Here is a 22234-nt window from a genome sequence, read left to right on the forward strand (position 1 = left end):
GCTCAGATGCCCCAGTCGTCGAAGTCGTCGAACGCAGGGAACGCGGGCGCTGCGCCGCTCGCCCCCGCCGCCGACGCATCGGCGAGCTCATCGTCCGCCTGGGGTGCTGCATCGATGGTGACCGGCAAGCCCGGGCTGATCAGGAGTTCCACATCGCCAGAGGGCGACGTGACAGTGACAAAGTCTCCCCCGGAGCGGACGGCCGCGACGATACGCTCCTTCACCTCGCCGATCTCTTCGGCGATCGGGATGGGGCGCTGGCCATTCACGCGCAACATGTATCGGGTCATGAAGGTTCCTGCCGTGATTTCGACGTGGGGATTCTCCTCAGTTCCGTCGATAGTACGCCTAGCTAGCGAACGCATCCTCAGGATCGAGGCCGAGCTTACGCGACGAGGTGCGCGGTGATCCCGACCGAGACGAAGTCTGCGTACTTCTGCAGGTCCCAGCCGCTGCGGAGCACGAGGAGGTCGTAGAGCTGCGGGGAGCTGTAGGTCAGCAGGATGTCGGTGGCGGCTTCGATCCCGAGGCTCGACGGCAGCTGCCCGGCGTCGGCGAGGCGGGCGGCGTTGGCCGCCATACGGGATCGTCGATCGTGGTCCAGTTCGCGGGCGAGTGCCGCCAGCTCCGGATCGTGACCGGCCGCGGCTTCGAGCAGCAGCAGGATGGGCGCCACCTGGGGCGCGACCTCGGCGGTCAGCCGTCCCCATCCCTGAGCCAGAGCCGCCAGGTCGGCCGCGTCGAGCGCGTCGGAGCGCGTTTCCGCGGCGACGGGACCGATGCCCTCCAGGGCCCGTCGGACGACCGCGCGGACCAGGGCCGGCTTGCCGGGGAACCGCTTGTACACCGATTCAGCCGAAACGCCGCAGGCCTTGGCCACGTTCGGGATGGTCAGCGAGGCGTACCCGTCGGCGAGCAGCATCCGGCGAGCGGTCTCGACCAGCTCCTCCCGGATCTTCTCGGCACGGGCGCGGCGGCCGGATGCGTCGTAGTTCCTCTTGACCGCTGCCACTGCACGCCCCATACTCGTTAATAGATACAGTGAAGTGTAATGAAATAGAGGACACCATGTCCACTTCGACACATCCCTTCCTCGACCGGCTTCGGCAAGCGACCGACGATCACGACCTCGATGCTCTCGTCGCGTGCTTCGCGCCCGGGTACCGCAACGAGACGCCCGCGCATCCCGGCCGATCGTTCGAGGGCACCGACCGCGTCCGTGCCAACTGGGAGCAGATCTTCGCCTTCGTCCCGGACATCACCTCTCGAGTCGCGGGTTACGCCGTCAGCGGGGCCGACGTGTGGTCGGAGTGGGAGCTGAGCGGCACCCGCGTCGACGGCACCCGGCACCTGATGCGCGGAGTGATCGTGTTCGGGCTGGACGGCGACCGCGCCGCCTGGGCGCGGTTCTACCTGGAACCCGTCGAGGACGGCGGAACCGGTGTCGCTGACGCCGTCCGGGCCCAGGTGCACGCGGACGGCCCCCGATGATCGTCGTCGCCGGGGGAAGCGGCCTGCTCGGCCGGCTGCTCGTCGGCGATCTTCTGGCCGAGGGCCGTCAGGTGCGCGTCCTCGTCCGCGACCCCGCGCGGGCGCGCGACCTCTTCGGAGACGCCGTGGAGGTCGTCGCCGCCGACGTGAGACAACCGGAGGAGGTCCGCGCGGCGGTCGCCGGTGCCGAGCTGGTCGTCTCGGCGGTGCACGGCTTCCTCGGCGGACGCGGGGCCGGACCCGCGGAGGTGGACGATCGTGGAAACGGGAACCTGATCGACGCGGCGGGCGAGGTCGGCGCGGGCGTCGTGCTGATGTCGGTGTCCGGCGCATCCCCGACCCACCCGGTGGACCTGTTCCGGGCGAAGTACGCCGCCGAGCAGCACCTGCGCGGCGCCGGCGTGCCGTGGACGATCGTGCGCGCGCCCGCGTACCGCGAGACCTGGCTCGGCATCCTGGCCGCGACCGCAGGCAGCGGGGAGCGGCCCCTGATCTTCGGGGTCGGTGACCGCCCGATCCCCTTCGTCTCGGTCGCCGATGTCGCGGCCGTCGTCGTCGCCGCCATCGATGACCCAACGGCCCGCGGCCGCGTGATCGAGGTGCCCGGCACGCCGATGACCATGACGGGGTTGGCGCACGAGCTCCAGGCGTCGCGCGGGTGGCACGGTTCGGTGCGTCACGTGCCGCGGCCGGCCTTGCGCGTCCTGTCCGTCCTCGCACGCCCGGTGAGTCCGGCGTTCGCCCGGCAGAACCGGGCCGCTCTCGCGATGGACACGGGTGTTCCGTCGGGCCGTCAGCCGCGTCCTGGCCAGTCCCGTCCGGCCCACGGGTCGTAGTCGGCGATCAGCGGTTCCTGCTCCGGCCGGTCGGGCTCCGGGATGTGCTGCAGGTTGATGCGGACGCGGTACCAGAGCGAGCTGGAGCCGCGCATCCCATCGACCAGTTCGTCCGCGGGATGCAGCTTGCGCGCAGCCTCGGGATGCGCCGCCTTCCACTGCTCGAGCGCTTCCACCGCTTCGGGCTTGGTCTTCGTGCGGGCGACCTCGATGAGCGGCATCTGCGAGACGCGACGGCCGTCGCCGTCGCCGCCGCGCGGCGGCTTCTCGGCGGGCCCCAGCTCGCGGGCCAGCGCGAGCAGTCCGTCGAGCGACCCGACCGCGTCGTCGATGCCCTCGTGCGGGTCTCCGCGTTCCGCGAACCGGGTCAGCACGGTCGGCACCGTGAACTCCTCGGGGCGACGCGAACGCACCTCGTCCCAGTCGAGCGGTGTGGAGACCCGTGCGTCGGGCAGGGGACGGATGGAGTAGGCGGAGGCCACCGTGCGATCCTTGGCGTTCTGGTTGAAGTCGACGAAGACGCTCTCGCCGCGCTCCTCCTTCCACCAGCGGGCGGTGGCGAGGCCCGGCGCACGGTTCTCGACCTCCCGCGCGAGAGTCTCGGCGGCGAGGCGCACGTCGGCGAAACCCCATTGCGGCGAGATGCGGACCAGGATGTGCAGGCCGCGCGATCCGCTCGTCTTCGGCCACCCGACCAGGCCGTTGTCGTCGAGCACCTCGCGGGCGACGAAGGCCACATCCACGATCTGCGACCAGTCGACGCCCGGCATGGGATCGAGGTCGACGCGGAGCTCATCCGGATGCTCCAGGTCTTCCGCCCGGACGGCGTGCGGGTTCAGGTCGAGACAGCCGAGGTTGGAGACCCAGGCGAGACCCGCCGCATCCCGGATCACGGCCTCCTCGGCCGAGGTCCCGCTGGCGTAGTGCAGGGTCGCGGTGTCGATGTACGGCGGGTGGCCTTCGGGCACCCGCTTCTGGAAGAACGGCTCCTGCGACAGCCCCTTCACGAAGCGCTTGAGCACCATGGGCCGGCCTCCCGCGCCACGCAGCGCGCCATCGGCCACGGCCAGATAGTACCGCGCGAGGTCGAGCTTGGTCAGGCCGGGTTCGCGGAAGACCACCTTCTCGGGGCTGGAGATCCGCACCTCCTGCCCCGCAACCTCCAGGAACGTCTCGGACTTCGACGACGGGCTCATGCCCGCCACGCTAACCGCGGTCCGCCCGCTCGGCCAGGGCTGACCCTGCTAGCGTGCGGTCGGGGGGTGAGCAATGCGGCGGTGGATGCTCGCGAGTGCGATCGCGGTGGTGGCTGCGGTGGGGATGTGCGGGTGCGTGAGCCAGCCGTCACCGTTCGACGGGAAGCAGGCGACCGAAGATCGGCTGCCGGATGCGGTCGCGCAGTACGCGGAGGGGGCGGATCTGGCGACGTCGCGCTACCAGGGCCGGGTCGGGGCCTGGGACCTCTATCTGATGCGCGGCGACGAGCCCTACGGCGTCTGCATCGCCTACACGGACGGCACCCCGGAACATGCCGGCTCGGGATGCTCGGGCGGCACCTGGGTACGCGTCGCCCTCTCCGACGGCTCGGAGTTCGAGGCGAACCTCAATGGCTTCCTGGATACGCCCCGAAAGGGTGAGCTGCAGGTCTCTCCCTGGGTGCGAAAGGTCCAGCGGGGCGAGGAGCGATGACCCGCGGCGCACGGCAGGATGGGCGCATGTCACGAGAGACCTTCGACGCACCGTCCGCCCCCGAGCCGGTCGGGCCCTATTCGCATGCGGCAGCCGGCGGGGGCCTGGTCTACCTGTCCGGCCAGACGCCGATCGATCCGGGCACCGGGCGGCTCGTCGAAGGCGGGGTCGACGTTCAGGCGGCGCAGGTCTTCCGGAATCTGCGGGCGGTCCTGGACGCGACCGGCCTGGGCCTGGATGACGTGGTCAAGGTCAACGTCTACCTCACCGACATGGGCGACTTCGCCGCCGTCAACTCGGTCTACGCCGAGACGTTCAGCCCGCCGTTTCCGGCGCGCACGACGGTGGCGGTAGCGGGCCTGCCGCTGGGCGCGCGGGTGGAGATCGAGCTCGTGGCGTCGCGGAGCTGATCGCCGCGCTGGGGAGCGGGCGCCGCGGATCGGTCGCCGCGGATCAGGCGCGCGGCGCGCCCGCGCGGCGGGAGTTGATCAGCGACAGTGCGGCCGCCAGGCAGTCGGTGTGGGCCGACTCGGTGACGCCGGGGCGCAGCATGATCACGTCGAACCCCTCCGGGTCGCGCTCGATGTAGGCGAGCAGGCCGCCGGGGTCCGTCGGTGCGACGGTCGTGTCGCAGATGCGCCATGAGGTGTCCGTCAGAGCAATGATCTCGAGTGCGGGGTCGACCGGTATCCCTTCGAAGCTCGTCAGCATCGCCGTGCCTCCTGTTCATGGTGCACAACGCACACAATCACCCGTCGTCGGGCGGCGTCAGGGCTTGACAGCGCGGCGTACATAGCGCGCGGCGGCCCAGCGGGGAAGCGCGGATGACGGCATGTGACGACGGCGAAACAGAAGGACACGCAGCCTCGACGGCACTTGCGGTCTCGGACATCCTGATGCGCACCCCCACATTGCCCCTAGGAGTCTGCATGCGTTCCCGTACTTCACGTTCACTCGGCACCGCAGCCGTCGTCCTGACCGGCGTGCTCGCGCTCTCGGCCTGCGCCGGCGGCTCCGACGCCGCGAGCGGTGGCGGCCAGAAGGTCACCGGTGGCACCATCGTGTACGCCCACCAGCAGGAGCCGGCCTGCGTCTTCGGCGGCTGGATCGAGCAGGCCTACCTCTCGTACCAGGTGCTCGACAACCTGACCTCGCTGGATGCGGACCACAAGGTGGTCCCGTGGCTGGCGACGTCGTGGAAGCAGTCCGACGACGGCCTGACGTGGACCTTCGACCTGAAGAAGGGTGTGAAGTTCACCGACGGCACGCCGCTCACCGCTGAGGCCGTCGCCTACAACTTCGACTACTGGCTGAACGGCGGCAACAGCACGGCCCTCGTCTGGCTCGACGGCTACTACAAGGACGCCAAGGCGATCGACGACACGACCGTGCAGATCGACCTCTCCCGGCCGTACCCGCGCCTCGCCGACAACCTGTCGCAGGGCTACTTCGGCATCCAGTCGCAGCACGCGCTTCAGACGCGCTCCAAGGAGCAGAACTGCGAGCAGCCGATCGGCTCCGGTGCCTTCGTGGTCGACAAGTGGAACCGCGGCCAGGACATCATCCTGAAGAAGAACAAGAACTACACGTCCCCGCCCGCGAACGCGAAGCACACGGGACCGGCGTACGTCGACACCATCGACTGGAAGTTCGTGGCCGACCCGACCACCCGCGTCGCGGCGCTGCAGGGCGGCCAGGTGGATGCGATCTACGACGTGCCGGCAGTGCAGTGGAACACCCTGAAGAGCGGCGGCTACCAGCTCGAGAAGTACGTCACCCCTGGTCGCCCGCAGCAGATCGCGTTCAACACCGAGCAGGGTCCGTTCACCGACGAGAAGGTGCGCCAGGCGTTCGCCTACAGCCTCGACCGCAAGCAGATCGTCGACACGATCGGGCGGGGCGTCATCCCGTTCGAGGGCAACGGCGGCGTCAGCCAGGCCACCCCCGGCTACAGCGAGAAGGCGGCCGGCTGGTACAGCCAGGACCTGAAGAAGGCGGATGCGCTGCTGGATGCGGCCGGATGGACCCGCAGCGGCAGCACGGGGGTGCGGGAGAAGGGCGGCACGAAGCTGACCGTCTCGCTGCCGTACGGCGCGGGCTCCATCATCAACGCGGACGGCGCCGCGATCCTGCAGGGCATCAAGGAGCAGGCGGACAAGGCGGGCTTCGATGTGAAGCTCGAGCCGGTGCCGCAGAGCGAGTTCTTCTCCGGCAAGTACTCCGGACCTGACACGCACGACCTGGCCGCCGGCTACTGGACGGCCGTCACCGCGGGCATCCTGTACATCAACTGGCGGCCCTCGACGCCCGACCACCCCAACTACGCGAACTCGGCGTTCTACAACGACCCGACGCTGGAGCAGTACATCCTCGACGGCAACTCGGCGGCGACCGTAGAAGCGCAGAACGCGGCCTACAAGAAGGCACAGGACTACATCGCCGAGCACGCGCTCTCGATCGGCGTCTACGACCGGCTGAGCACGCTCGCCGTCTCCACCAAGCTCAAGGACGTCTGGCAGGAGCACGCGCAGGGAGGACCGACGTTCTATGACGCCTACTTCGTCAAGTGAGCTGACCGCCGCACCCGGCGGTTCGGCGGCCCCGGGGCCGATCGCGCAGAACGCGATCCGGCCCCGGCGGGCCCGCGCCGTCGGCTTCACCCTCCTCCGCAAGGTCGGCGCCGCGCTGGTCGTGCTGTGGGGAGCTGCGACGGTCGCGTTCTTCGCCCAGTTGGCACTGCCCGGCGACCGGGCGACGACCATCCTGAACATCCGGGCGGGCCAGGCGCAGGCGCGCACCCCGGAGGAGCTGGCGCAGATCAACCAGCAGTACGGGCTGACGAAGCCCGTGATCCTGCAGTACTTCGACTACCTGCGCGGCCTCGTCTCCGGCGACTTCGGCACCTCGTACCAGCAGTACCGGCCGGTGACGGCGATCATCGGCGAGCAGCTGGGGAGCACGCTCACGCTGTCGCTCGTCGCGATCGCGTTCGCCTGGCTGATCATGGTCGTCTGGGTCACCCTGACGGCGGGACGCGGCCCGCGCCTGAACGGGGTCGGTTCGACGGTGGATGTGGTCACCGCCGGCCTCCCCGCCTACTGGCTGGGCATCATCCTGCTGCTCGTCTTCGGCCTCGGTCTGCACTGGTTCCCGATCATCAGCGGAACCTCGCCCGCCGGCATCGTGCTGCCCGCGCTGACGCTCGCCATCCCGCTCGCCGGGTTCATGGCGCAGAGCGTCCGCACCGAGTTCGAGCGGTCGCTCGAACAGCCGTTCGTGCTCTCGGCCCGGATGCGCGGCATGGGCGAGTGGGGCGTCCGGTTGCGGCACGTCCTCCGGCACGCGGTCATCCCCGCGGTGACGCTGTCGGGATGGGCCCTCGGCGCGACCCTGTCCGGAGCCGTGATCGTCGAGTCGATCTTCTCGCGGCCCGGCATCGGCTCGGTGCTCGTCAGCGCCGTGAACTCGCAGGACCTCCCGGTGGTCACCGGGATCGTCACCCTCGTGGCCGTCGTGTATGTGGCCGCCAACCTCATCGTGGACGTCGTCTACACCGTCATCGATCCCCGCCTGGAGCTGACATGACCGCCCTCGGCACCCCTCCGGCATCTGCCGCCACAGCGTCCGCCCCCGCCCGCTCCGGGCTCGGGACGCGTCTGGCGCGAGCACCCTGGGGTCTCTACCTCGCGGTGGCGTTCGCCGTGCTGCTCCTGGTGGCCGTGGTGGCGCCGCAGGTGCTCACCACCCACCTCCCCACCGCGATCGACTACCAGGCGGCGCTGCAGCCGCCGAGCCTCGCGCATCCCTTCGGCACCGACGAGTCGGGCCGCGACCTGTACACGCGGGTGGTCTGGGGCGCGCGCGACTCGCTCACGATCGGGCTGGGGGCCGCGGCGGTGAGCATCAGCCTCGCGCTGATCCTCGGCACGCTGGCCGCGCTCGGCGTCAAGCCGATCGCCGTCGTGATCGACCGGTTCGTGGAGATCATGTTCGCCTTCCCGGCGCTGCTGCTGGCGCTGCTCCTGATCGCCATCGCAGGCCCGAGCGCCGCGACGCAGGTGTTCGCGGTCGGGATCGGCACAGCGCCCGGCTACGCGCGCATGATCCGCGGCCAGATCCTCGGGGCGCGCGATTCCGGATACGTCGAGGCGGCGACCGCCCTCGGGCACTCGCGCTGGCGCATCCTGCGCGCGCACATCCTCCCGAACGCGCTCCGTCCGCTGGTCGCGGTGTTCGCGCTGTCCATCGGGCAGTCGATCGTGTGGGCGTCGAGCCTGTCGTTCCTCGGACTCGGCGTCGCGCCGCCCGCCTCCGAGTGGGGCGCGCTGCTGGACGCCGGGCGTCAGTACCTGACGACGGCGTGGTGGCTCGTCGTCATCCCGGGCCTGGTGATCGTCTCGGTGGCGCTCGCCGCGACCACCATCGGGCGCCACATCCAGGCCCGCCTGGAGAAGGGAGAGCGGTCATGAGCATCATCGAACGCGAGAACGAGGATGTCGTGGATGAGCTGGACTGGCCGGTGACCCGGTTGCGGGTCCGCAACCTGCGAACGGCTTTCCGGGTCGACGGCGTCCTCCGTCCGGTCGTCCGCGGCGTCAGTTTCGACCTGCGTCCGGGGGAGTGCGTCGCCATCGTCGGCGAGTCCGGTTCGGGGAAGTCGGTGACGGCACGCTCGCTCGTCGGGCTCGCCGGACGCTCGGCGACCGTCGAAGCGGACGAGCTGAGCATCCACCACGAAGACGTCCGCAGCTTCACGCCGCGGCAGTGGCAGCGCATCCGCGGCCGCGACATCGGCTTCGTGCTGCAGGATGCGCTGGTCTCGCTCGACCCGCTCCGCCCCGTCGGGCGCGAGATCGACGAGGCGCTGCGGCTGCACGGCTGGGGGGACCGGAAGGCCCGCCGCGAGCGCGTGCTCGACCTGCTGACCCGGGTGGGCGTGCCCGTCCCTGCCGTGCGCGCGAAGCAGCGTCCCGACCAGCTCTCCGGCGGCCTGCGCCAGCGTGCGCTGATCGCCTCCGCGATCGCACTCGACCCGGACATCGTGATCGCCGACGAGCCGACAACCGCCCTCGACGTCACGGTGCAGGCCCAGGTGCTCGACCAGCTGGAGCGGATGAAGGAGCGCGGAGCGTCCGTCATCCTGATCAGCCACGACCTGTCCGTCGTCGCCCGGCTGGCCGACCACATCCTCGTCATGCGCGGCGGCGACGTGCTCGAACAAGGCGACGCCGCTCAGGTGCTCGGCGACCCGCAGCACGACTACACGCGTGCGCTGATCGCGGCCGTGCCGGGCGAGGCGACCCGCGGGCATGCGCTCACGCCGGGCGCGGCCGCCGTGCCGGCCAAACCGCCGGTGGGGGAGGTCGTACTGGAGACGACGGACCTCGTGAAGCGGTTCCACACCTCCGACGGGACGGTGACCACGGCCGTCGACAGCGTCTCCTTCGCGCTGCGTGCGGGCGAGACCCTCGGCATCGTCGGCGAGTCCGGCTCCGGCAAGAGCACGACCGCGCGACTCGCCCTCGGACTCGAACCGGTGGACGGCGGCGAGGTGCGCCTTCTGGGCCAGCCGTGGGCGCCGCTCGCCGAGAGCCGCCGCCGCGGTCTGCGCAGCCGGATCGCCGTGGTGTACCAGGATCCGCTGAGCTCGTTCGATCCGCGCTGGAACGTGGAGCGCATCCTGCTCGACGCCCTCCGCGGCGAATCGTTCGCCTCGGCCGACGACCGCCGAGCCCGCGTTCTTCAGCTGCTCGACCAGGTCGGGCTCACGGACGCCGTGCTGCCGCGGTTCCCGCTGAAGCTGTCCGGCGGGCAGCGGCAGCGCGTCGCGATCGCCCGTGCCCTCGCGCCGCGTCCCGACATCATCGTCCTCGACGAGGCGGTGTCAGCGCTCGATGTCACCATCCAGGCGCAGATCCTCGACCTCCTCGCCGCCCTGCAGCGGGAGTCGGGCGTCGCCTACCTCTTCATCTCGCACGACCTCGGCGTCATCAGCCACCTCAGCGATCGTGTGCTGGTGATGAAGGATGGGGTGGTGGTGGAGGAGGGGACGCCGGAGGATGTCTTCGAACGCCCTGCGCATCCGTACACGCGAGCCCTGATCGCCGCCATCCCCGAGTTCGACCCGCAGGGCGCCAGAACCGTCACCACCCCCGAAAGCGAGACCGCCGCATGAGCGAGCCCAAGCAGCTCTTCGTCAACCTGTTCGAGATGGCCTGCGTGAGCCACATCACGCACGGCCTGTGGACGCTTCCGGGCAACAACCGCGAGCGGTTCGACGATCTCAGCTACTGGCTCGAGCTCGCCCAGCTGCTCGAGCACGGCGGCTTCGACGGGATCTTCCTCGCCGACGTGATCGGCGCGTACGACGTTTTCCGCGGCGGCCCGGAGACGGCCCTGCGCGAGGGCCTGCAGAGCCCGAACCTCGACCCGCTGCTGCTCGTCCCGGCGATGGCCGCGGTCACGGAACGCCTAGGCTTCGGCGTCACCTTCTCGACGACCTACGAGCCGCCGTTCGCCTTCGCCCGGCGCATGTCGACCCTCGACCACCTCACGAAGGGGCGCATCGGCTGGAACATCGTCACCTCGTACCTTCCGAACGCCGCCCGCAACTTCGGCCTCGACGGCGAAGTCCCGCACGACGAGCGCTACCGCTACGCGGACGAGTACCTCGACGTGCTCTACAAGCTGTGGGAGGGCTCCTGGGACGACGACGCGGTGATCGCCGACCGTGAGGCCGGGGTGTTCACCGACCCGTCGAAGGTGCGGTACATCAACCACGTCGGCGAGCGGTTCCGTGTCGCAGGTCCGCACATCGTCCACCCGTCGCTGCAGCGCACGCCCACGCTGTTCCAGGCGACCGGGTCACCCGCGGGCATCGAGTTCGCCGGCCGGCACGCCGAGGTCGTCTTCACCGGTGGCCGCACCAGCGAGGAGTTCCGCAGCAACGCCGACGGGATGCGGGATGCGGCCGAGCGCCACGACCGGCAGCGCGACGACATCCGCTTCATCGCGATGGCCGGCGTGATCGTCGGGCGCACGCAGGAGGAGGCGGAGGACAAGTGGCGGCTCTACCGTGAGCGGTCCAGCCTCGACGGCATCCTCGCGCACAGCAGCCTGCCGATCGACCTGACCGCCTTCCCGCGCGACATCACCGTGCGCGAGGCGCTCGCCCGGGCCGACTTCCCCGCCTCCAAGGTGCCGTACCTGCCGCTCGACTCGACGGTCGGTCAGGCGCTCGACTTCATCAAGGTCGGCCGCGACGAGCGGTTCCTGGTGGTCGGGGATCCGAAGACGGTCGCCGACGCGATCGAGCGCTGGCTCGACGAGGACGGCCTGGACGGCATCAACCTGCGCCAGTACCACTCGTTCGACACGGCCCGCGACTTCGCCGAGCTCGTCGTCCCGGAGCTGCGGCGCCGCGGCCGGCTGCCCGAGGAGGGCGCCCGGTTCGGCACCCTGCGCGAGCGGCTCTTCGGAGAGGGCCACAGCCGCCTCCCCGAGCAGCACATCGGCACGCGCTACCGCGGCGGCGCGAACCTCGACGTGCCCGTCGAGCCGCTGCAGCTGCAGTTCGCCCACGCCGCATCGTTCTGAGGGATTTCGCGCGTCAGCGCCGGGCGGCGAGCTGCTCGCGCCAGTCGTCCGGCACCCGCTCGGCCGGGCCGGGGACGGTCTGGTCGACCGGGTGGGCCAGGGGCGGCGCGAGCTCGGGGCCGTTGGTGAAGGTCTGGGTGCGATAGTTCCAGAACCACGCCTCGCCCGGCTCGAACGAGCGGATGATCGGATGGCCGGTCGCCTCGGCGTGCTTGCTGGCGTGCGTGTTGAGGGAGTCGTCGCAGCATCCGATGTGCCCGCATTCGGTGCACCGCCGCAAGTGCACCCACCAGCTGCCGGTCTCCCCGCATTCGAGGCAGCCGGTGCCAGAGGGCGGCACGCTCGTGTCGATGCTGCTGTTGCCGTGGTCGCTCATCAAAGGTGTCCTTCCGATTCGTCCAGCTCGGCGGATTCGCCGGGCCGCAGCATCCTGAGCCGGTCGGTCAGCCCGTGCGCCGCGAACGCGGCCCTGACCTCGTCCTGCCCTTGCGTGAAGTGCGCCCAGCCCTCGGAGTGGACCGGGACGATGACCGCGTCGCCGAGGAGGGCGGCGGCACGCGCCGCCTTGTCGGCCGTCAGCGTGAGGAACGCGTCGAGCCGCGCCGTCCGCGCAGCGCCCGCGAACAGCAGGGCGATGTCGATCGGCCCGAGGTTCTCGGCGACCTCCTCGACGACGCGCAGGGAGGCGTTGTCGCCGCTGACGTAGACGGTCGGCAGGCCGTCCCCGGCGAGCACGAACCCGAGCACCGGGCCCGAGGAGGCCTCCATGCCGTCCGGGCCGTGCTGCGCGGGGACGGCGTGGACCCTCAGCTCGGAACCGTCCGGCCGGGGCACAGTCAGGTGCGTCCAGGGCCCGAGGCCACGCACCTCGCCCTCCACCCGCTCCGCCGCCGCCGTGGTGCTGACGGTGAGCGGCGCATCCCGAACGAACGCTCGGCCGCGGTCGTCGAGGTTGTCGGGATGCTGGTCGTGCGACAGCAGCACCAGATCGACGGGTCCGACCTCCTCGGGCGAACGGCTCGGCCCGGTCGTCTTCACCAGCACCCGCTGACCGGACGCATGGTCGCCAGGTGGGTCGAAGGTGGGATCGGTGAGGATGCGGAGGCCGCCGAGTTCAATCAGCGCGGTCGGGCCGCCGATCAGTTCGACGCGGACGGTCATCGGTTCTCCTTCGGGTGCTGGCGATGGGGTGGATGCGGCGGTCACGGGGTCACGAACCGGCCTTCCGCCGCATCCCGGGTCGACTGCTCGCGCAGCACGAAATGCTGCTTCTTGCCGGTCGCCGTGTATGGCAGCTCGCTGACGAAGGTGTACCGGCGGGGGCGCTTGTAGTCGGCGAGTACAACGCTCGCGCGGCAGTGCGCATCCAATTCGCGGGCCGCCTGCTGCGCGTCCTCCAGCCGGCCGGTCCGAGGCTGGACGTACGCGACAACGACCTCGCCCCACTCGTCGTCCGGCAGGCCGACCACGATGCTGTCGGCCACGTCCGGGTGCGCGGCGAGCGCCTCCTCCACCTGTACGGGATGCACGTTCTCCCCTCCCGAGATGATCATGTCGTCCTTGCGGCCGATGATGGTGACGATCTCGTTCTCGTCCCAGCTCGCCAGGTCGCCCGGGTACATCCAGCCGTCGCGGAACTTGCGCCCCTGCTCCTCCGGGTTGTGCATGTAGGCGTAGCCGCTCTTCACGCTCCGCATGATGACCTCGCCGATCTCGTGACCGTTCTTGGCCACCAGGTCGTCGGGGGCGGCGACGCGCTCGTCGCCGTAGACCTTCACGACGGCCACGTCGTCGTCCAGGCACGCGCGGCCCGCGGCGCCTGCGGCGTCGGGCAGGTCCTCCGGCCGCAGGTAGGTGTTCCAGAACGCCTCGGTCGTGCCGTAGCCGTTGGCGATCCGCGGGGTGAGCACGCGCTGGTAGCGCAGGGCGGCGGCGCGGTCGAGCGGTGCGCCCATGGTGACGATGCCGTGCAGCGACGACAGGTCACGCGGGCTCGCCTCCTGCGCGTCGGCCAGGCGCTCCAGGTTGGTGGGTGCGCCGATGACGTAGGTGAGGGCGTGCTCCTGGATGCTGTCGAGCACCACGTCCGCGTCGAACCGTGGGAGGGTGACGACCTCGGCTCCCACGTAGAAGGCCGTGTTCGGTCCGGCGCAGTAGTTGCCTCCGCGGTGGAACCACGGCGACATGTTCATGGTGCGGTCGGTCGGCGCCAGCGGGAAGTGCATGATGACGTCGTGCGCGGTGAGCACCTCGTTCAGGCTGGTCAGCGGGACGGCCTTCGGCATCCCCGTTGTCCCGCTCGTGTACAGCCGCGAGGTCTCGTCCCAGACGCTCGCGCCTTCCGGGGCGCGGAAGGACGGGGCACCGGCGACGAGCAGGTCGTCGAACGGGATGGCACCCTCCAGGAGCGGCCCCTCGCCGACGGCCACCAGCACGCTGGGCCGGTGCCCCGCCAGTTCCAGGGCGGTCGCGACCTGCTCGGCCGAGGCCGCGTCGTAGACGAACACCGCCGGCCGGGAGTCGTCGAGGATGTGCGCGGTCTCGCCCGGTGCCAACCGGAAGTTCATCGGCGAGCTGACGGCGCGGAGGCCCTGAGCGGCGACGTACAGGAACGCGAACTCCGGAGTGTTCATCAGCTGGTACGCGACGATGTCGCCGACGCCTACGCCGCGCTGGGCCAGGCCGGCCACCAGGGCGCCGGTCACCTCGCCGAGCTCCGCGTACGTCCAGCTGCGCCCCGACGGGGGATCGGTGAGGGCGACGCGCGACGCGTAGCGGTGGGTGTTCCGTTCGACGGCGGACGCGTAGGTGAAGTGCTGCTCGAACACGGCCTTCAGGGTGCTCGGGTCGTACTCGGTGTTCGGCTGCGCGTTCGGGTTCGGGTCGGTGAGGGTCATCGTTCTCCTGGGGGCAGGGAGGTTCAGGCGTCCAGCGGGCGTCGACTCCGTCTCGGATCGGTGGGGGGAACGTTCTGATCGAGCTCCGACCAGAACGGCGGCGCGACGACGGTCAGCCCGCCGTCGACGACGAGGGTGTGGCCGGTGATGTACCCGGCACCGGGGGAGGCGAGGAAGCGGACGGACTCCGCGACATCGTCGGCGGTGCCGAGCCGGCCCAACGGGATGCGCGAGGTCATCACCGTGAGGTCGGGGATGCCGTCGTTGCCGTAGAAGTAGCTCAGGGAGTCGGTGTCGATCAGGCCGCCGTTGACCGCGTTGACGGTGATCCCGTCCCGGCCGAGCTCGGCGGCGAGGTGACGCACCCACGACTCGACCGCGGCCTTGTCGGAGCCGATCGCGCCGTACAGGGGGAAGGCGCGGTGGCTGCCGTAGCTGGTGACGGCGATGATCCGGCCGCCTGGTGGGCGCTCGCCTGGTGCGCGCTCGCGCATCCGCTGTGCGGCGCGCTGGGAGAGCAGCACGAAGGAGCGGACGTTCGTCGCCCACGACCGTTCCAGGTGGCGCGAGGTGAGCTCGACGGCGGGGCGGAACACAGAAGCGGCCGCGCTGGCGACCAGCACATCCAACCGCGACCCCTCGGGGAACTCGTCCGCGAACAGCCGGTCGATGTCCTCTTCGTTCTCCAGCTCCAGCCGGTGGGCGCGGGCAGAGCCGCCGGCCGCAGTGATCGCGTCGACGACCTCGGCGGCAGCGTCGGCCTCCCGGCGGAACGTCAGCACCACATCCATGCCGTCGGCGGCGAGCGTTTCGGCGATCCGCCGGCCGATGCCGCGCGAGCCGCCGGTCACCAGCGCGCGACGCGGGGGCGCTCCCTCGGGATGGTTCTGCTGGCTGTTCGTGGTGCCTCCGTCGACCGGGCTCGATTTCTGCGACGCCAGTCTAGGCCTGTCGGAGGGCGCCTCCGGATCGGAAGCGCCCTCCCTGGGCGTCGCGGTGCGGTGCGTTCGAGGGAGAGTGTCAAGCCCTCCCTCGAACGCTCGTGCGGGCGGATGCTCGATTCACGTCATCCACGTAAGCCAGGAGCCCACCATGACCGCCGACCGCCACCTCCTCTTCTCCGGCGACGACACCGCCCGCGACAACCCGCTCGACGTGTGGGCACGCCGCTTCGCGACGGTGACCGCCATCCTCATCGGCGTTCCGCTGCTGGCGGCCGGGCTGCTGGCGGTCCTCTCCTAGCCGTTCGCCTCCTAGCCGTTCCCCGCCGGAACCGCCGCGCGGCTCAGGTGCCGCGCGAAGAATCGCGCTGCGTCCTCCCCGGCAAAAGCCGGGACGCCGGTGTGCCCGCCGAGATTCGCCTGCAGGGTCTTCTCCTGCGAACCGAACGCGTCGAACAGGTCGAGTGCCGCCTGACGGTCGTTGCCCTCGTCATCCCATTGCAGCAGGACGTGGAGCGGGATGCTGACCCGGCGCGCCTCCTCGAACATGCGCCGGGGGACATAGCTGCCGGCGAACAGCCCGGCCGCGGCGATCCGCGGTTCGACCGTCGCGAGCCGGATACCGATGGAGATGAAACCGCCGGAGAAGCCGACAGGGCCGTCGATCTCCGGAAGCGCCAGCAGCGCGTTGAGGGCGGCCTGCCATTCGGGGACGGACGCCTCGACCAGCGGCAGGACCAGCCGGTCGACGAGCTCGTCGTCCACCGGCTCGCCGGCCGTGATCGTGCGCCGCAGGTCGGCGCGGGCCTGCTCGGCCTGCGCCGAGGGGGGCCGATCACCGCTGCCGGGCAGTTCGATCGTGGCCGTGGCGAAGCCGTCCGCGGCGGAGCGCAGCGCGCGGCCCGTCAGCCGGGAGCGCATGTACCGCAGCCCGCCGGGATGACCCATCAGGATCAGCGGGGCCGGAGCGGAGGCGGATGCGGATGCTGGCGTCCAGAGGATGCCGGGAATCTCGCCGAGGGTGAATTCGCGTTCGACGACACCGTCGTCGAGGAGTGTTTCTGAGGTGAAGTGCATGGTCGTGCCTTTCGGGAGTGCTCTGTCAGAGCGCCCCCGGACGACCTATCGCCCGACCGTGACCCCGAGAAGGGGCGCCCACGTCGATTCGTTCACGGGTACCACCTCCTCTGTCTTCCGTACGGTTCGTCGGACAGAGTAGCAGGGCGGGCGCTGCGTCGTCAGCGCAGTTCGAGGGCGCGGCGCAGAGACATGGACCTCGCGGGCACGACGGCGTACCGTCGCCGGGACCGACCAGAACGGAAGCCATCAACGGAAGGATGACGCCATGAGCGACGAGAAGGACAGGCCTGACGCGGACGAGCTGCCCGACGGCTCCGGATCCGACGGCAGCGAGCCCGAACCCGGTGAGGACACCGTCTCGGGCGGCGGACCGGACGAGCACAAGTAGCCGCGAGCGCTCGTAGCGACGAGCCCACGGAGTGCGACGTCGAGTCGCTCAGCGCCGGTGGAACGGCCGGACGCTGAGCGACTCGACGGTCCCCGTGGGCGGCAGGTCGACGGCCGCCCGGACCGTTGCCGCCACCATCTCGGGAGTGATCGTGTACGTCGCGTCGTACGCCAGCCCTTCCCGGGCGACGAGCGCACGCTGCATGTCGGTGTCCACGCGCCCCGGGTGGATGCTGCTCACGCGCACCCCGTGCGACCGTTCCTCCTCGCGGAGGGCGTCCGTCAGCGCGCGCAGGGCGAACTTCGACCCCGCGTAGACCCCTCCGCCGGCACCGCTGGCGAACCCGGACCCGCTGTTGATCGCGACGACGAGCCCGCCCGCCGCCCGGAGTGCGGGCAGCGCATGGCGGGTGAGCGCGGCGACGGCGAACACGTTCACGTCGAAGACGCGACGCCAGGTCTCCGCGTCCGTCTCTTCGACGGTTCCGCCGTCTTCGACGCCCGCCGAGTGCACGAGCACATCCAGTCGCCCCGGTAGCGCCGGCAGTGAAGCGCCGGACAGGTCGGCGACCAGGTCTGCCGTGTACCCCTCGGCCGACGGGAGTTCGGCGACGACCGCATCCACGGCATCCGCATCCCGTCCGCCGACCAGGATGTGGTGCGTGCGACCGAGCTCGACGGCGATCGCCCGCCCGATCCCGCGGGAGGCGCCGGTGACGAGGGCGACCGGCCGGTCCGCGCGCGCGGCGGTGTTCGCGGGGGTCAGGGATGCATCCGTGTCAGCCATGCCTTCGACCCTACGGCGGTTCGCCCTGGCATCGCGGCTCCCCTAGGGTGTGGATGTGCCGGAGGTGTGGACGTGAGCGAGGGCGGGCGCCCGCCCGGCGTGCGCGAGGTCGCGGCCGCCGCCGGCGTCTCGCGCCAGACCGTCTCACGGGTGCTCAATGACCATCCGAGCATCCGCGCCGAGACGCGGGAGCGTGTGCTCGCGGCGATGGCGGAGCTCGACTTCCGGCCGAACCGCGCCGCCCGGATGCTGACAACGGCGCGCTCGCGGACCATCGGGGTGCTTGCCGCCTCCGCATCCACCCTGTTCGGCCCGGCGTCCAGCATTGACGCCGTCGAGAACGCCGGTCGCGACGCCGGCTACACGGTGACGGTCGCGCACGCCGCGTCCCTGGAGCCCGCCGACGTCGAGGCGGCCCTCGACCACTTGCGGGCGCAGGCGGTCGAGGGTGTGGTGGTGATCGCTCCTCAGCAGCGGGTGCAGGATGCCATGGCACAGTTCTCGCTGTCCGTACCGTCGGTGACGCTGCACGGCGCTGGCGCAGCCGGGGACGAGGGCGTGTTCGTGGATCAGGTGCTCGGCGCCCGGCTCGCCGCCCGCCACCTGCTCGACACCGGCCACCGGCGCATCGCCCACCTGAGCGGCCCCGGCGACTGGACGGAGGCGCGCGCCCGCCGCGACGGCTTCCTGGCCGAGCTGGATGCGGCGGGCGCCGACCCCGTCGTCTCGCGTGAGGGCGACTGGACGGCCGCCTCCGGCGCTGAGGTCGGCGCGGAGCTGCTGGCCGATCCGACGATCACGGCCGTCTTCGCCTCCAACGACCAGATGGCGCTGGGCGTGCTGCACGCGGCCAGGCGTGCCGGTCGTGCCGTGCCGGCCGACCTCGCGGTGGTCGGGTTCGACGACATCCCCGAGGCCGCCTTCTTCGCCCCGCCGCTGACGACCGTGCGGCAGGAGTTCGACGAGCTCGGCCGCCGCTGCGTGGCGCGCCTGATCGCGCTGCTCGAGGGCGGCGACCTCGCGTTCGAGGAGCCGGTCGCGCCCGTACTGGTCGTGCGCGAGTCGGCGTGATGGGCGCATCCACATGACGGTCCAGGCGGTCGTGATGCTCTGCGCCGTCGGCGCGTAGTTGTCGGCCGTGACCCAGAGCGTCGTGCCTAGGCCGCCTTGCGGGCGCCCCGCTCGGCGAGTCTGCGTCCCTCCAGTTCGGCTGCGCGCACGGCCTCGACGCGCATGGCGTCCGCCATGTCGGTGAACCGGTCGAGCGCCGGATTGACCCCGACCAGTGTGAACCGCCGCTCGACGGTGGTGAGGTCGAGCCCGAGCACGTCGACGAGGATGCGCTGCAGCCAGGGGGTTGAGTGGTCCCATCCCTCTTTCGGCGTTCCCGGCCCGTAGTTGCCGCCGGTGACGGTGACCAGCAGAGCGGGACGGTCGCGCAGCTCGGGGCCAGCCTCGCTGATGCGGGGGTCCGTGTACACGAGGTCGAACCAGGTCTTGATGTGCTGCGAGACGCCGTAGTTGTAGAGCGGCACCGCGAAGACGAGGGCGTCAGCGGCGATCAGCTCGTCGGCCAGTGTGGCGGCGAGTTCGACGGCGGCCTGCTGCGCCGGCGTGCGTGCATCCTCGGGGAGCTGCTGCCCCACGACGGCGTCGGCCCAGGCGGTCGACGGGAGGGGGTTCGTGCCGAGGTGGCGGCGGATCACGTGCTCGTCCGGGTGTTCGGCGGTCCATTCGGCTTCGACGATGTCGGCGAGCTCGCGGCTCACGGATCGGTCGGGGAAGATGCTCGCGTCGAGGCGGAAGAGGGTCATGGTTTTCCTTAGGTGTTCGGTTGTTCGGTTCGTTGTTCAAGAGGAAATCGGTCGAAGGCTGGAGGCGTCAGATCACGGTCGCGCCGCCGTCCGCCACCAGCTCGAGGCCGTTGACATAACTCGAGTCGTCGGAGGCGAGGAACAGTGCGACGGACGCGATCTCCTCGGGGCGGCCCATCTCCCGACGCGGGATCAGGGACTCGAAGGCCGCCTTCTGGTCCGCATCCATCACGTCGAGCATCATGGGCGTGGCGACCTGGCCGGGGGTGAGGACGTTCACCCGGATCCCCCGATCCCGCAGCTCCGACACCCACACCCGTGCGTAGGCGGGAAGCACAGCCTTGCTCGCGGCGTACACGCTCCAGTCGGGGAACCCTCGGAGGGATGCGTTCGACCCGGTGAGCAGGATCGAGCCGCCGTCGTTGAACAGGGGCAGCGCCTTCTGGACGGTGAACAGCGTGCCCCGCGCATTCAGCGAGAAGGCGGCATCGAAGTGCTCCTCGGTGATCGCACCGAGCGTCCCCTGCTCGCCACCGCCGGAGCTCGCCCAGAGCACGTCGATGGCGCCCTTCTCCTGCCGGACCGTCTCGAACAGCCGGTCCAGGTCGTCCAGGTCGGTCGAATCGGCCTGCACGCCGGTGACGTTCCGGCCGATCAGCTTCACGGCCTCATCCAGTGCGTCCTGCCGTCGGCCGGTGATGAAGACGTGGGCTCCTTCCTCCACGAACAACCGGGCACCGGCCAGCGCCATACCGCTCGTCGCGCCGGTGATCACCGCGACCTTGCCCTCGAGCCTGCCCGCCATCACTTGGCCCCGAAGGCGACGTCGAAGCCGCCGCCGTTGCGCGCCAGGCCCATGAGGAGGATGCCCACCCACTCCAAGGCGTGGGTCGTCTCCAGCCCTCCCGCGTCGAGTGGACGCATCCCCAGGCTCGTCAGGAACGCGGCGAAGCGCGCCCTCGCGTCGGCGTCGCCGCCGGCGAAGAAGACGTCCAGCGGACCCTCGGCAGCGAGCACGCCGCGGAAGACGGTGTTGAACGCCTTGAGGACCTGCGTGCTCGCGGGAGCCGCGGCCGCGATCTGCTGCGTAACCGAGTTGCCCGGGGTGGTGACGACGCCGGTCGCGTCGGCGTTGAACGGGTTGGTGGTCTCGACGATGATCTTGCCGGCCAGCGCGTCGCCGTACTGCTCGACCACGTCCACCGCGCCGGCGTAGAGGACGGCGAGGAAGACGATGTCACCCGCCGGACGCGCGCCGAACGTGCCGACGGTCGTTCCGTGACCGATCCGGTCGGCCGCTGCTTGGGCTTTGACCGTGTCGCGGCTCATGATCTCGACCGTGTGGCCGTGCTCGGCGGCCCGGGAACCGATGGCCGTGGCCATGTTCCCCGCGCCGATGATGGTGATGATGCTCATGACGTGTGCTCCTTCGTGGTGTGCGTGTCGGCGGAGAAGCCTCAAGGTGAGGCACCCCTCCGGTCCTTGCTCGAACCGGAGGGGTACCTCACCTATTCCGCGATCACGAAAAAAAGCGCGGTAAGTTGGCACCGTGAGCATCAGCGAAGTCGAACGCGCACCGAAGCCTCGGCGCCGTGACGCCGTGGAGCGTCACGACCGGCTGCTCACCGCGGCGCGCAGCGAGTTCGCCGTCCGAGGCGTGGATGCGTCCCTCGAAAGGATCGCCCGCGACGCCGGAGTCGCGATCGGCACTCTCTATCGCCACTTCCCGACCCGGATGGACCTCCTGCTGGCGGCCCTCGAGCCCCGGCTTCGGGAGTTCCTCGACGGGTCCGAGAACGCCATGGCCATCGACGATCCCTGGGACGGGTTCGTCTCCTACCTGGAGAACCTGTTCCGCGTGCAGGCCGGAGACCGGGGATTCAACGACTTCCTCTCCCGCCGCTTCCCGGGCAGCCCGGACACCGAGCGCATCCACGACCAGATGTGTCGGCAGATCGAAGACGTTCTCACTCGAGCCCAAGAGGCCGGGGCGGTGCGGCCGGACATCGCCCTGGCCGACATCGTCAACCTCATCTGGTCCAATGGCCGGATGATCGACGCCACCAGGACGACGGCCCCCAACTCGTGGCGACGGCAGCTCTACCTGACGCTCGACGCCTACAGGGCCGCAGCGGCGCATCCCCTGCCCGAGCCGCCGATGACGGACGAGCAGCTCTACGACGCCATGGTCGAGCTCAACGCGGCGGACTGAACCGCCGTCAGTCCCCTTCGCCGACGTACGCGGTCATGCGGATGGAGATGAGCACGTCCGGGATGACGGCTCCGAGCTTCGCGGCATAGCGGGCGGGAGGGTCGCTCGGAAACCAGGTCCGGTACTCCTCGTTCATGCCGGCGAAGTCGGCCGGGTCGCTGAGGAGGATCCCGACTTCGACGACGTCGTCCAGCGTGGCGCCCGCCGCCTCGAGAACGGCGCGACAGTTGGCCAGCGCCTGCCGCGTCTGCTCCTGGATGGTCGGGCCGGCCGGTTTCCCCGTGTACACGTCGACGCCCACCAGGCCCGAGATGTGTATATGGTTCCCCGACTTGATGCCTTGGCTGTAGAAGGGCGAGCTGGGTGCGTCCGGGGTGCTGATTACTTCACGCATGCGCTCAATATGGCTCACTTCGCGGGTCCTGGCGATGGGCAGTTTCATGCGGTCTCTGCGGCTCGGACTGGCGCGCACGCCGCGCCGTGACGTATGCTCGCAGCGTCAAT

At 70.5% G+C, this 22234-nt stretch carries 27 protein-coding genes; 13 read left to right on the top strand and 14 right to left on the bottom strand.

Annotated features, from left to right (window positions below; translation table 11 throughout):
* Positions 1-2: 2 nt before the first annotated feature.
* Together AB4Z18_RS00185 and AB4Z18_RS00190 are read right to left on the bottom strand one after the other, a co-directional pair.
* A complete protein-coding gene (locus AB4Z18_RS00185) occupies positions 3-290 on the bottom strand; it encodes a hypothetical protein (protein WP_441780680.1) in 288 nt (95 codons plus the stop codon).
* Positions 291-385: 95 nt separating this feature from the next.
* Complete coding sequence (locus AB4Z18_RS00190; RefSeq protein ID WP_441780681.1) at positions 386-1012, bottom strand: TetR/AcrR family transcriptional regulator; 627 nt, start codon at positions 1010-1012, stop codon at positions 386-388.
* Between the two features lie 56 nt (positions 1013-1068).
* Between AB4Z18_RS00190 and AB4Z18_RS00195 the strand changes: the two genes are divergently transcribed.
* Together AB4Z18_RS00195 and AB4Z18_RS00200 are read left to right on the top strand one after the other, a co-directional pair.
* A complete protein-coding gene (locus tag AB4Z18_RS00195; RefSeq protein ID WP_441780682.1) occupies positions 1069-1491 on the top strand; it encodes a nuclear transport factor 2 family protein in 423 nt (140 codons plus the stop codon).
* Entirely contained in the window at positions 1488-2327 is an 840-nt protein-coding gene (locus AB4Z18_RS00200) for an SDR family oxidoreductase (protein ID WP_441780683.1), read from the top strand. Before AB4Z18_RS00195 ends, AB4Z18_RS00200 begins: the two co-directional genes overlap by 4 nt.
* Here AB4Z18_RS00200 and AB4Z18_RS00205 read toward each other — a convergent pair.
* A complete protein-coding gene (locus tag AB4Z18_RS00205; protein ID WP_441780684.1) occupies positions 2285-3523 on the bottom strand; it encodes a DNA polymerase domain-containing protein in 1239 nt (412 codons plus the stop codon). The two genes, AB4Z18_RS00200 and AB4Z18_RS00205, sit on opposite strands and share 43 nt — an antisense overlap.
* An 85-nt stretch (positions 3524-3608) precedes the next feature.
* On the opposite strand from AB4Z18_RS00205, the gene AB4Z18_RS00210 reads away from it, so the two are divergent.
* Both AB4Z18_RS00210 and AB4Z18_RS00215 read left to right on the top strand, forming a co-directional pair.
* Positions 3609-4016, top strand: a complete 408-nt coding sequence (locus AB4Z18_RS00210) for a hypothetical protein (protein WP_441780685.1) — start codon at positions 3609-3611, stop codon at positions 4014-4016.
* A 26-nt stretch (positions 4017-4042) separates the two neighbouring features.
* Positions 4043-4426 (top strand): Rid family detoxifying hydrolase, encoded by a 384-nt coding sequence (locus tag AB4Z18_RS00215; protein ID WP_441780686.1) that lies wholly within the window; start codon positions 4043-4045, stop codon positions 4424-4426.
* 43 nt (positions 4427-4469) lie between these two features.
* On the opposite strand, the gene AB4Z18_RS00220 is transcribed toward AB4Z18_RS00215, so the two are convergent.
* The gene (locus AB4Z18_RS00220) at positions 4470-4727 is read right to left on the bottom strand and encodes a hypothetical protein (RefSeq protein ID WP_441780687.1); all 258 of its coding nucleotides are present in this window, start codon (positions 4725-4727) and stop codon (positions 4470-4472) included.
* Between the two features lie 218 nt (positions 4728-4945).
* On the opposite strand from AB4Z18_RS00220, the gene AB4Z18_RS00225 reads away from it, so the two are divergent.
* Genes AB4Z18_RS00225 through AB4Z18_RS00245 form a run of 5 tightly spaced genes read left to right on the top strand, consistent with a single transcriptional unit; the run spans position 4946 to position 11612 of the window.
* Positions 4946-6586, top strand: coding sequence for an ABC transporter substrate-binding protein (locus AB4Z18_RS00225; RefSeq protein ID WP_441780688.1), 1641 nt, complete (start codon positions 4946-4948; stop codon positions 6584-6586).
* Positions 6564-7601 carry an ABC transporter permease gene (locus tag AB4Z18_RS00230; RefSeq protein ID WP_441780689.1) on the top strand — a complete coding sequence of 346 codons (1038 nt, stop codon included), beginning with the start codon at positions 6564-6566 and terminating at the stop codon, positions 7599-7601. Before AB4Z18_RS00225 ends, AB4Z18_RS00230 begins: the two co-directional genes overlap by 23 nt.
* On the top strand, positions 7598-8485 hold the full coding sequence (locus AB4Z18_RS00235; protein ID WP_441780690.1) for an ABC transporter permease: 888 nt from the start codon (positions 7598-7600) through the stop codon (positions 8483-8485). The genes AB4Z18_RS00230 and AB4Z18_RS00235 overlap by 4 nt, the downstream gene beginning before the upstream one ends.
* Entirely contained in the window at positions 8482-10191 is a 1710-nt protein-coding gene (locus AB4Z18_RS00240; RefSeq protein WP_441780691.1) for a dipeptide ABC transporter ATP-binding protein, read from the top strand. Before AB4Z18_RS00235 ends, AB4Z18_RS00240 begins: the two co-directional genes overlap by 4 nt.
* The gene (locus AB4Z18_RS00245; protein WP_441780692.1) at positions 10188-11612 is read left to right on the top strand and encodes an NtaA/DmoA family FMN-dependent monooxygenase; all 1425 of its coding nucleotides are present in this window, start codon (positions 10188-10190) and stop codon (positions 11610-11612) included. The genes AB4Z18_RS00240 and AB4Z18_RS00245 overlap by 4 nt, the downstream gene beginning before the upstream one ends.
* 13 nt (positions 11613-11625) lie before the next feature.
* Here AB4Z18_RS00245 and AB4Z18_RS00250 read toward each other — a convergent pair whose 3' ends face one another.
* From AB4Z18_RS00250 to AB4Z18_RS00265, 4 genes are read right to left on the bottom strand one after another with little or no spacing between them, the layout of a single operon-like run.
* Positions 11626-11988 (bottom strand): UBP-type zinc finger domain-containing protein, encoded by a 363-nt coding sequence (locus tag AB4Z18_RS00250; protein ID WP_441780693.1) that lies wholly within the window; start codon positions 11986-11988, stop codon positions 11626-11628.
* On the bottom strand, positions 11988-12773 hold the full coding sequence (locus AB4Z18_RS00255; protein ID WP_441780694.1) for an MBL fold metallo-hydrolase: 786 nt from the start codon (positions 12771-12773) through the stop codon (positions 11988-11990). The genes AB4Z18_RS00250 and AB4Z18_RS00255 overlap by 1 nt, the downstream gene beginning before the upstream one ends.
* A 41-nt stretch (positions 12774-12814) precedes the next feature.
* A complete protein-coding gene (locus AB4Z18_RS00260; RefSeq protein WP_441780695.1) occupies positions 12815-14509 on the bottom strand; it encodes a class I adenylate-forming enzyme family protein in 1695 nt (564 codons plus the stop codon).
* A gap of 23 nt (positions 14510-14532) precedes the next feature.
* A complete protein-coding gene (locus tag AB4Z18_RS00265) occupies positions 14533-15360 on the bottom strand; it encodes an SDR family oxidoreductase (RefSeq protein WP_441780696.1) in 828 nt (275 codons plus the stop codon).
* A 241-nt stretch (positions 15361-15601) separates the two neighbouring features.
* Between AB4Z18_RS00265 and AB4Z18_RS00270 the strand changes: the two genes are divergently transcribed.
* Positions 15602-15751, top strand: a complete 150-nt coding sequence (locus AB4Z18_RS00270; protein ID WP_441780697.1) for a hypothetical protein — start codon at positions 15602-15604, stop codon at positions 15749-15751.
* Between the two features lie 11 nt (positions 15752-15762).
* Here the strand turns inward: AB4Z18_RS00270 and AB4Z18_RS00275 are convergent, their stop codons facing one another.
* A complete protein-coding gene (locus AB4Z18_RS00275; protein WP_441780698.1) occupies positions 15763-16527 on the bottom strand; it encodes an alpha/beta hydrolase in 765 nt (254 codons plus the stop codon).
* A gap of 268 nt (positions 16528-16795) precedes the next feature.
* On the opposite strand from AB4Z18_RS00275, the gene AB4Z18_RS00280 reads away from it, so the two are divergent.
* On the top strand, positions 16796-16918 hold the full coding sequence (locus AB4Z18_RS00280; RefSeq protein WP_441780699.1) for a hypothetical protein: 123 nt from the start codon (positions 16796-16798) through the stop codon (positions 16916-16918).
* Positions 16919-16966: 48 nt separating this feature from the next.
* Here AB4Z18_RS00280 and AB4Z18_RS00285 read toward each other — a convergent pair whose 3' ends face one another.
* Positions 16967-17704: an SDR family oxidoreductase gene (locus tag AB4Z18_RS00285; protein ID WP_441780700.1), complete on the bottom strand. Its 738-nt coding sequence runs from the start codon at positions 17702-17704 to the stop codon at positions 16967-16969.
* Positions 17705-17776: 72 nt separating this feature from the next.
* Here AB4Z18_RS00285 and AB4Z18_RS00290 point away from each other — a divergent pair, with 72 nt between their 5' ends.
* On the top strand, positions 17777-18775 hold the full coding sequence (locus AB4Z18_RS00290) for a LacI family DNA-binding transcriptional regulator (RefSeq protein WP_441780701.1): 999 nt from the start codon (positions 17777-17779) through the stop codon (positions 18773-18775).
* Positions 18776-18861: 86 nt separating this feature from the next.
* Here the strand turns inward: AB4Z18_RS00290 and AB4Z18_RS00295 are convergent, their stop codons facing one another.
* From AB4Z18_RS00295 to AB4Z18_RS00305, 3 genes are all read right to left on the bottom strand, one after another.
* Positions 18862-19518, bottom strand: a complete 657-nt coding sequence (locus tag AB4Z18_RS00295; RefSeq protein ID WP_441780702.1) for an FMN-dependent NADH-azoreductase — start codon at positions 19516-19518, stop codon at positions 18862-18864.
* A 67-nt stretch (positions 19519-19585) separates the two neighbouring features.
* Entirely contained in the window at positions 19586-20323 is a 738-nt protein-coding gene (locus tag AB4Z18_RS00300; protein WP_441780703.1) for an SDR family NAD(P)-dependent oxidoreductase, read from the bottom strand.
* Positions 20323-20934, bottom strand: coding sequence for an NADPH-dependent F420 reductase (locus tag AB4Z18_RS00305; RefSeq protein WP_441780704.1), 612 nt, complete (start codon positions 20932-20934; stop codon positions 20323-20325). Before AB4Z18_RS00305 ends, AB4Z18_RS00300 begins: the two co-directional genes overlap by 1 nt.
* A gap of 133 nt (positions 20935-21067) precedes the next feature.
* Between AB4Z18_RS00305 and AB4Z18_RS00310 the strand changes: the two genes are divergently transcribed.
* A complete protein-coding gene (locus AB4Z18_RS00310; protein ID WP_441780705.1) occupies positions 21068-21730 on the top strand; it encodes a TetR/AcrR family transcriptional regulator in 663 nt (220 codons plus the stop codon).
* A 7-nt stretch (positions 21731-21737) separates the two neighbouring features.
* On the opposite strand, the gene AB4Z18_RS00315 is transcribed toward AB4Z18_RS00310, so the two are convergent.
* A complete protein-coding gene (locus AB4Z18_RS00315; protein WP_441780706.1) occupies positions 21738-22124 on the bottom strand; it encodes a RidA family protein in 387 nt (128 codons plus the stop codon).
* Positions 22125-22234: the final 110 nt, after the last annotated feature.

This window comes from Leifsonia sp. 2TAF2 (assembly GCF_052115085.1).
In the GTDB taxonomy this organism is placed as follows: Bacteria; Actinomycetota; Actinomycetes; order Actinomycetales; family Microbacteriaceae; genus Leifsonia.

Bases quoted from the DNA above. Each gene is read 5' to 3' on its own strand.
- AB4Z18_RS00185 (WP_441780680.1), bottom strand. From the start codon at position 290: ATGACCCGATACATGTTGCGCGTGAATGGCCAGCGCCCCATCCCGATC.
- AB4Z18_RS00195 (WP_441780682.1), top strand. From the start codon at position 1,069: ATGTCCACTTCGACACATCCCTTCCTCGACCGGCTTCGGCAAGCGACC.
- AB4Z18_RS00200 (WP_441780683.1), top strand. From the start codon at position 1,488: ATGATCGTCGTCGCCGGGGGAAGCGGCCTGCTCGGCCGGCTGCTCGTC.
- AB4Z18_RS00205 (WP_441780684.1), bottom strand. From the start codon at position 3,523: ATGAGCCCGTCGTCGAAGTCCGAGACGTTCCTGGAGGTTGCGGGGCAG.
- AB4Z18_RS00210 (WP_441780685.1), top strand. From the start codon at position 3,609: ATGCTCGCGAGTGCGATCGCGGTGGTGGCTGCGGTGGGGATGTGCGGG.
- AB4Z18_RS00215 (WP_441780686.1), top strand. From the start codon at position 4,043: ATGTCACGAGAGACCTTCGACGCACCGTCCGCCCCCGAGCCGGTCGGG.
- AB4Z18_RS00220 (WP_441780687.1), bottom strand. From the start codon at position 4,727: ATGCTGACGAGCTTCGAAGGGATACCGGTCGACCCCGCACTCGAGATC.
- AB4Z18_RS00225 (WP_441780688.1), top strand. From the start codon at position 4,946: ATGCGTTCCCGTACTTCACGTTCACTCGGCACCGCAGCCGTCGTCCTG.
- AB4Z18_RS00230 (WP_441780689.1), top strand. From the start codon at position 6,564: ATGACGCCTACTTCGTCAAGTGAGCTGACCGCCGCACCCGGCGGTTCG.
- AB4Z18_RS00235 (WP_441780690.1), top strand. From the start codon at position 7,598: ATGACCGCCCTCGGCACCCCTCCGGCATCTGCCGCCACAGCGTCCGCC.
- AB4Z18_RS00240 (WP_441780691.1), top strand. From the start codon at position 8,482: ATGAGCATCATCGAACGCGAGAACGAGGATGTCGTGGATGAGCTGGAC.
- AB4Z18_RS00245 (WP_441780692.1), top strand. From the start codon at position 10,188: ATGAGCGAGCCCAAGCAGCTCTTCGTCAACCTGTTCGAGATGGCCTGC.
- AB4Z18_RS00250 (WP_441780693.1), bottom strand. From the start codon at position 11,988: ATGAGCGACCACGGCAACAGCAGCATCGACACGAGCGTGCCGCCCTCT.
- AB4Z18_RS00255 (WP_441780694.1), bottom strand. From the start codon at position 12,773: ATGACCGTCCGCGTCGAACTGATCGGCGGCCCGACCGCGCTGATTGAA.
- AB4Z18_RS00260 (WP_441780695.1), bottom strand. From the start codon at position 14,509: ATGACCCTCACCGACCCGAACCCGAACGCGCAGCCGAACACCGAGTAC.
- AB4Z18_RS00270 (WP_441780697.1), top strand. From the start codon at position 15,602: ATGACCGCCGACCGCCACCTCCTCTTCTCCGGCGACGACACCGCCCGC.
- AB4Z18_RS00275 (WP_441780698.1), bottom strand. From the start codon at position 16,527: ATGCACTTCACCTCAGAAACACTCCTCGACGACGGTGTCGTCGAACGC.
- AB4Z18_RS00280 (WP_441780699.1), top strand. From the start codon at position 16,796: ATGAGCGACGAGAAGGACAGGCCTGACGCGGACGAGCTGCCCGACGGC.
- AB4Z18_RS00285 (WP_441780700.1), bottom strand. From the start codon at position 17,704: ATGGCTGACACGGATGCATCCCTGACCCCCGCGAACACCGCCGCGCGC.
- AB4Z18_RS00295 (WP_441780702.1), bottom strand. From the start codon at position 19,518: ATGACCCTCTTCCGCCTCGACGCGAGCATCTTCCCCGACCGATCCGTG.
- AB4Z18_RS00300 (WP_441780703.1), bottom strand. From the start codon at position 20,323: ATGGCGGGCAGGCTCGAGGGCAAGGTCGCGGTGATCACCGGCGCGACG.
- AB4Z18_RS00305 (WP_441780704.1), bottom strand. From the start codon at position 20,934: ATGAGCATCATCACCATCATCGGCGCGGGGAACATGGCCACGGCCATC.
- AB4Z18_RS00315 (WP_441780706.1), bottom strand. From the start codon at position 22,124: ATGCGTGAAGTAATCAGCACCCCGGACGCACCCAGCTCGCCCTTCTAC.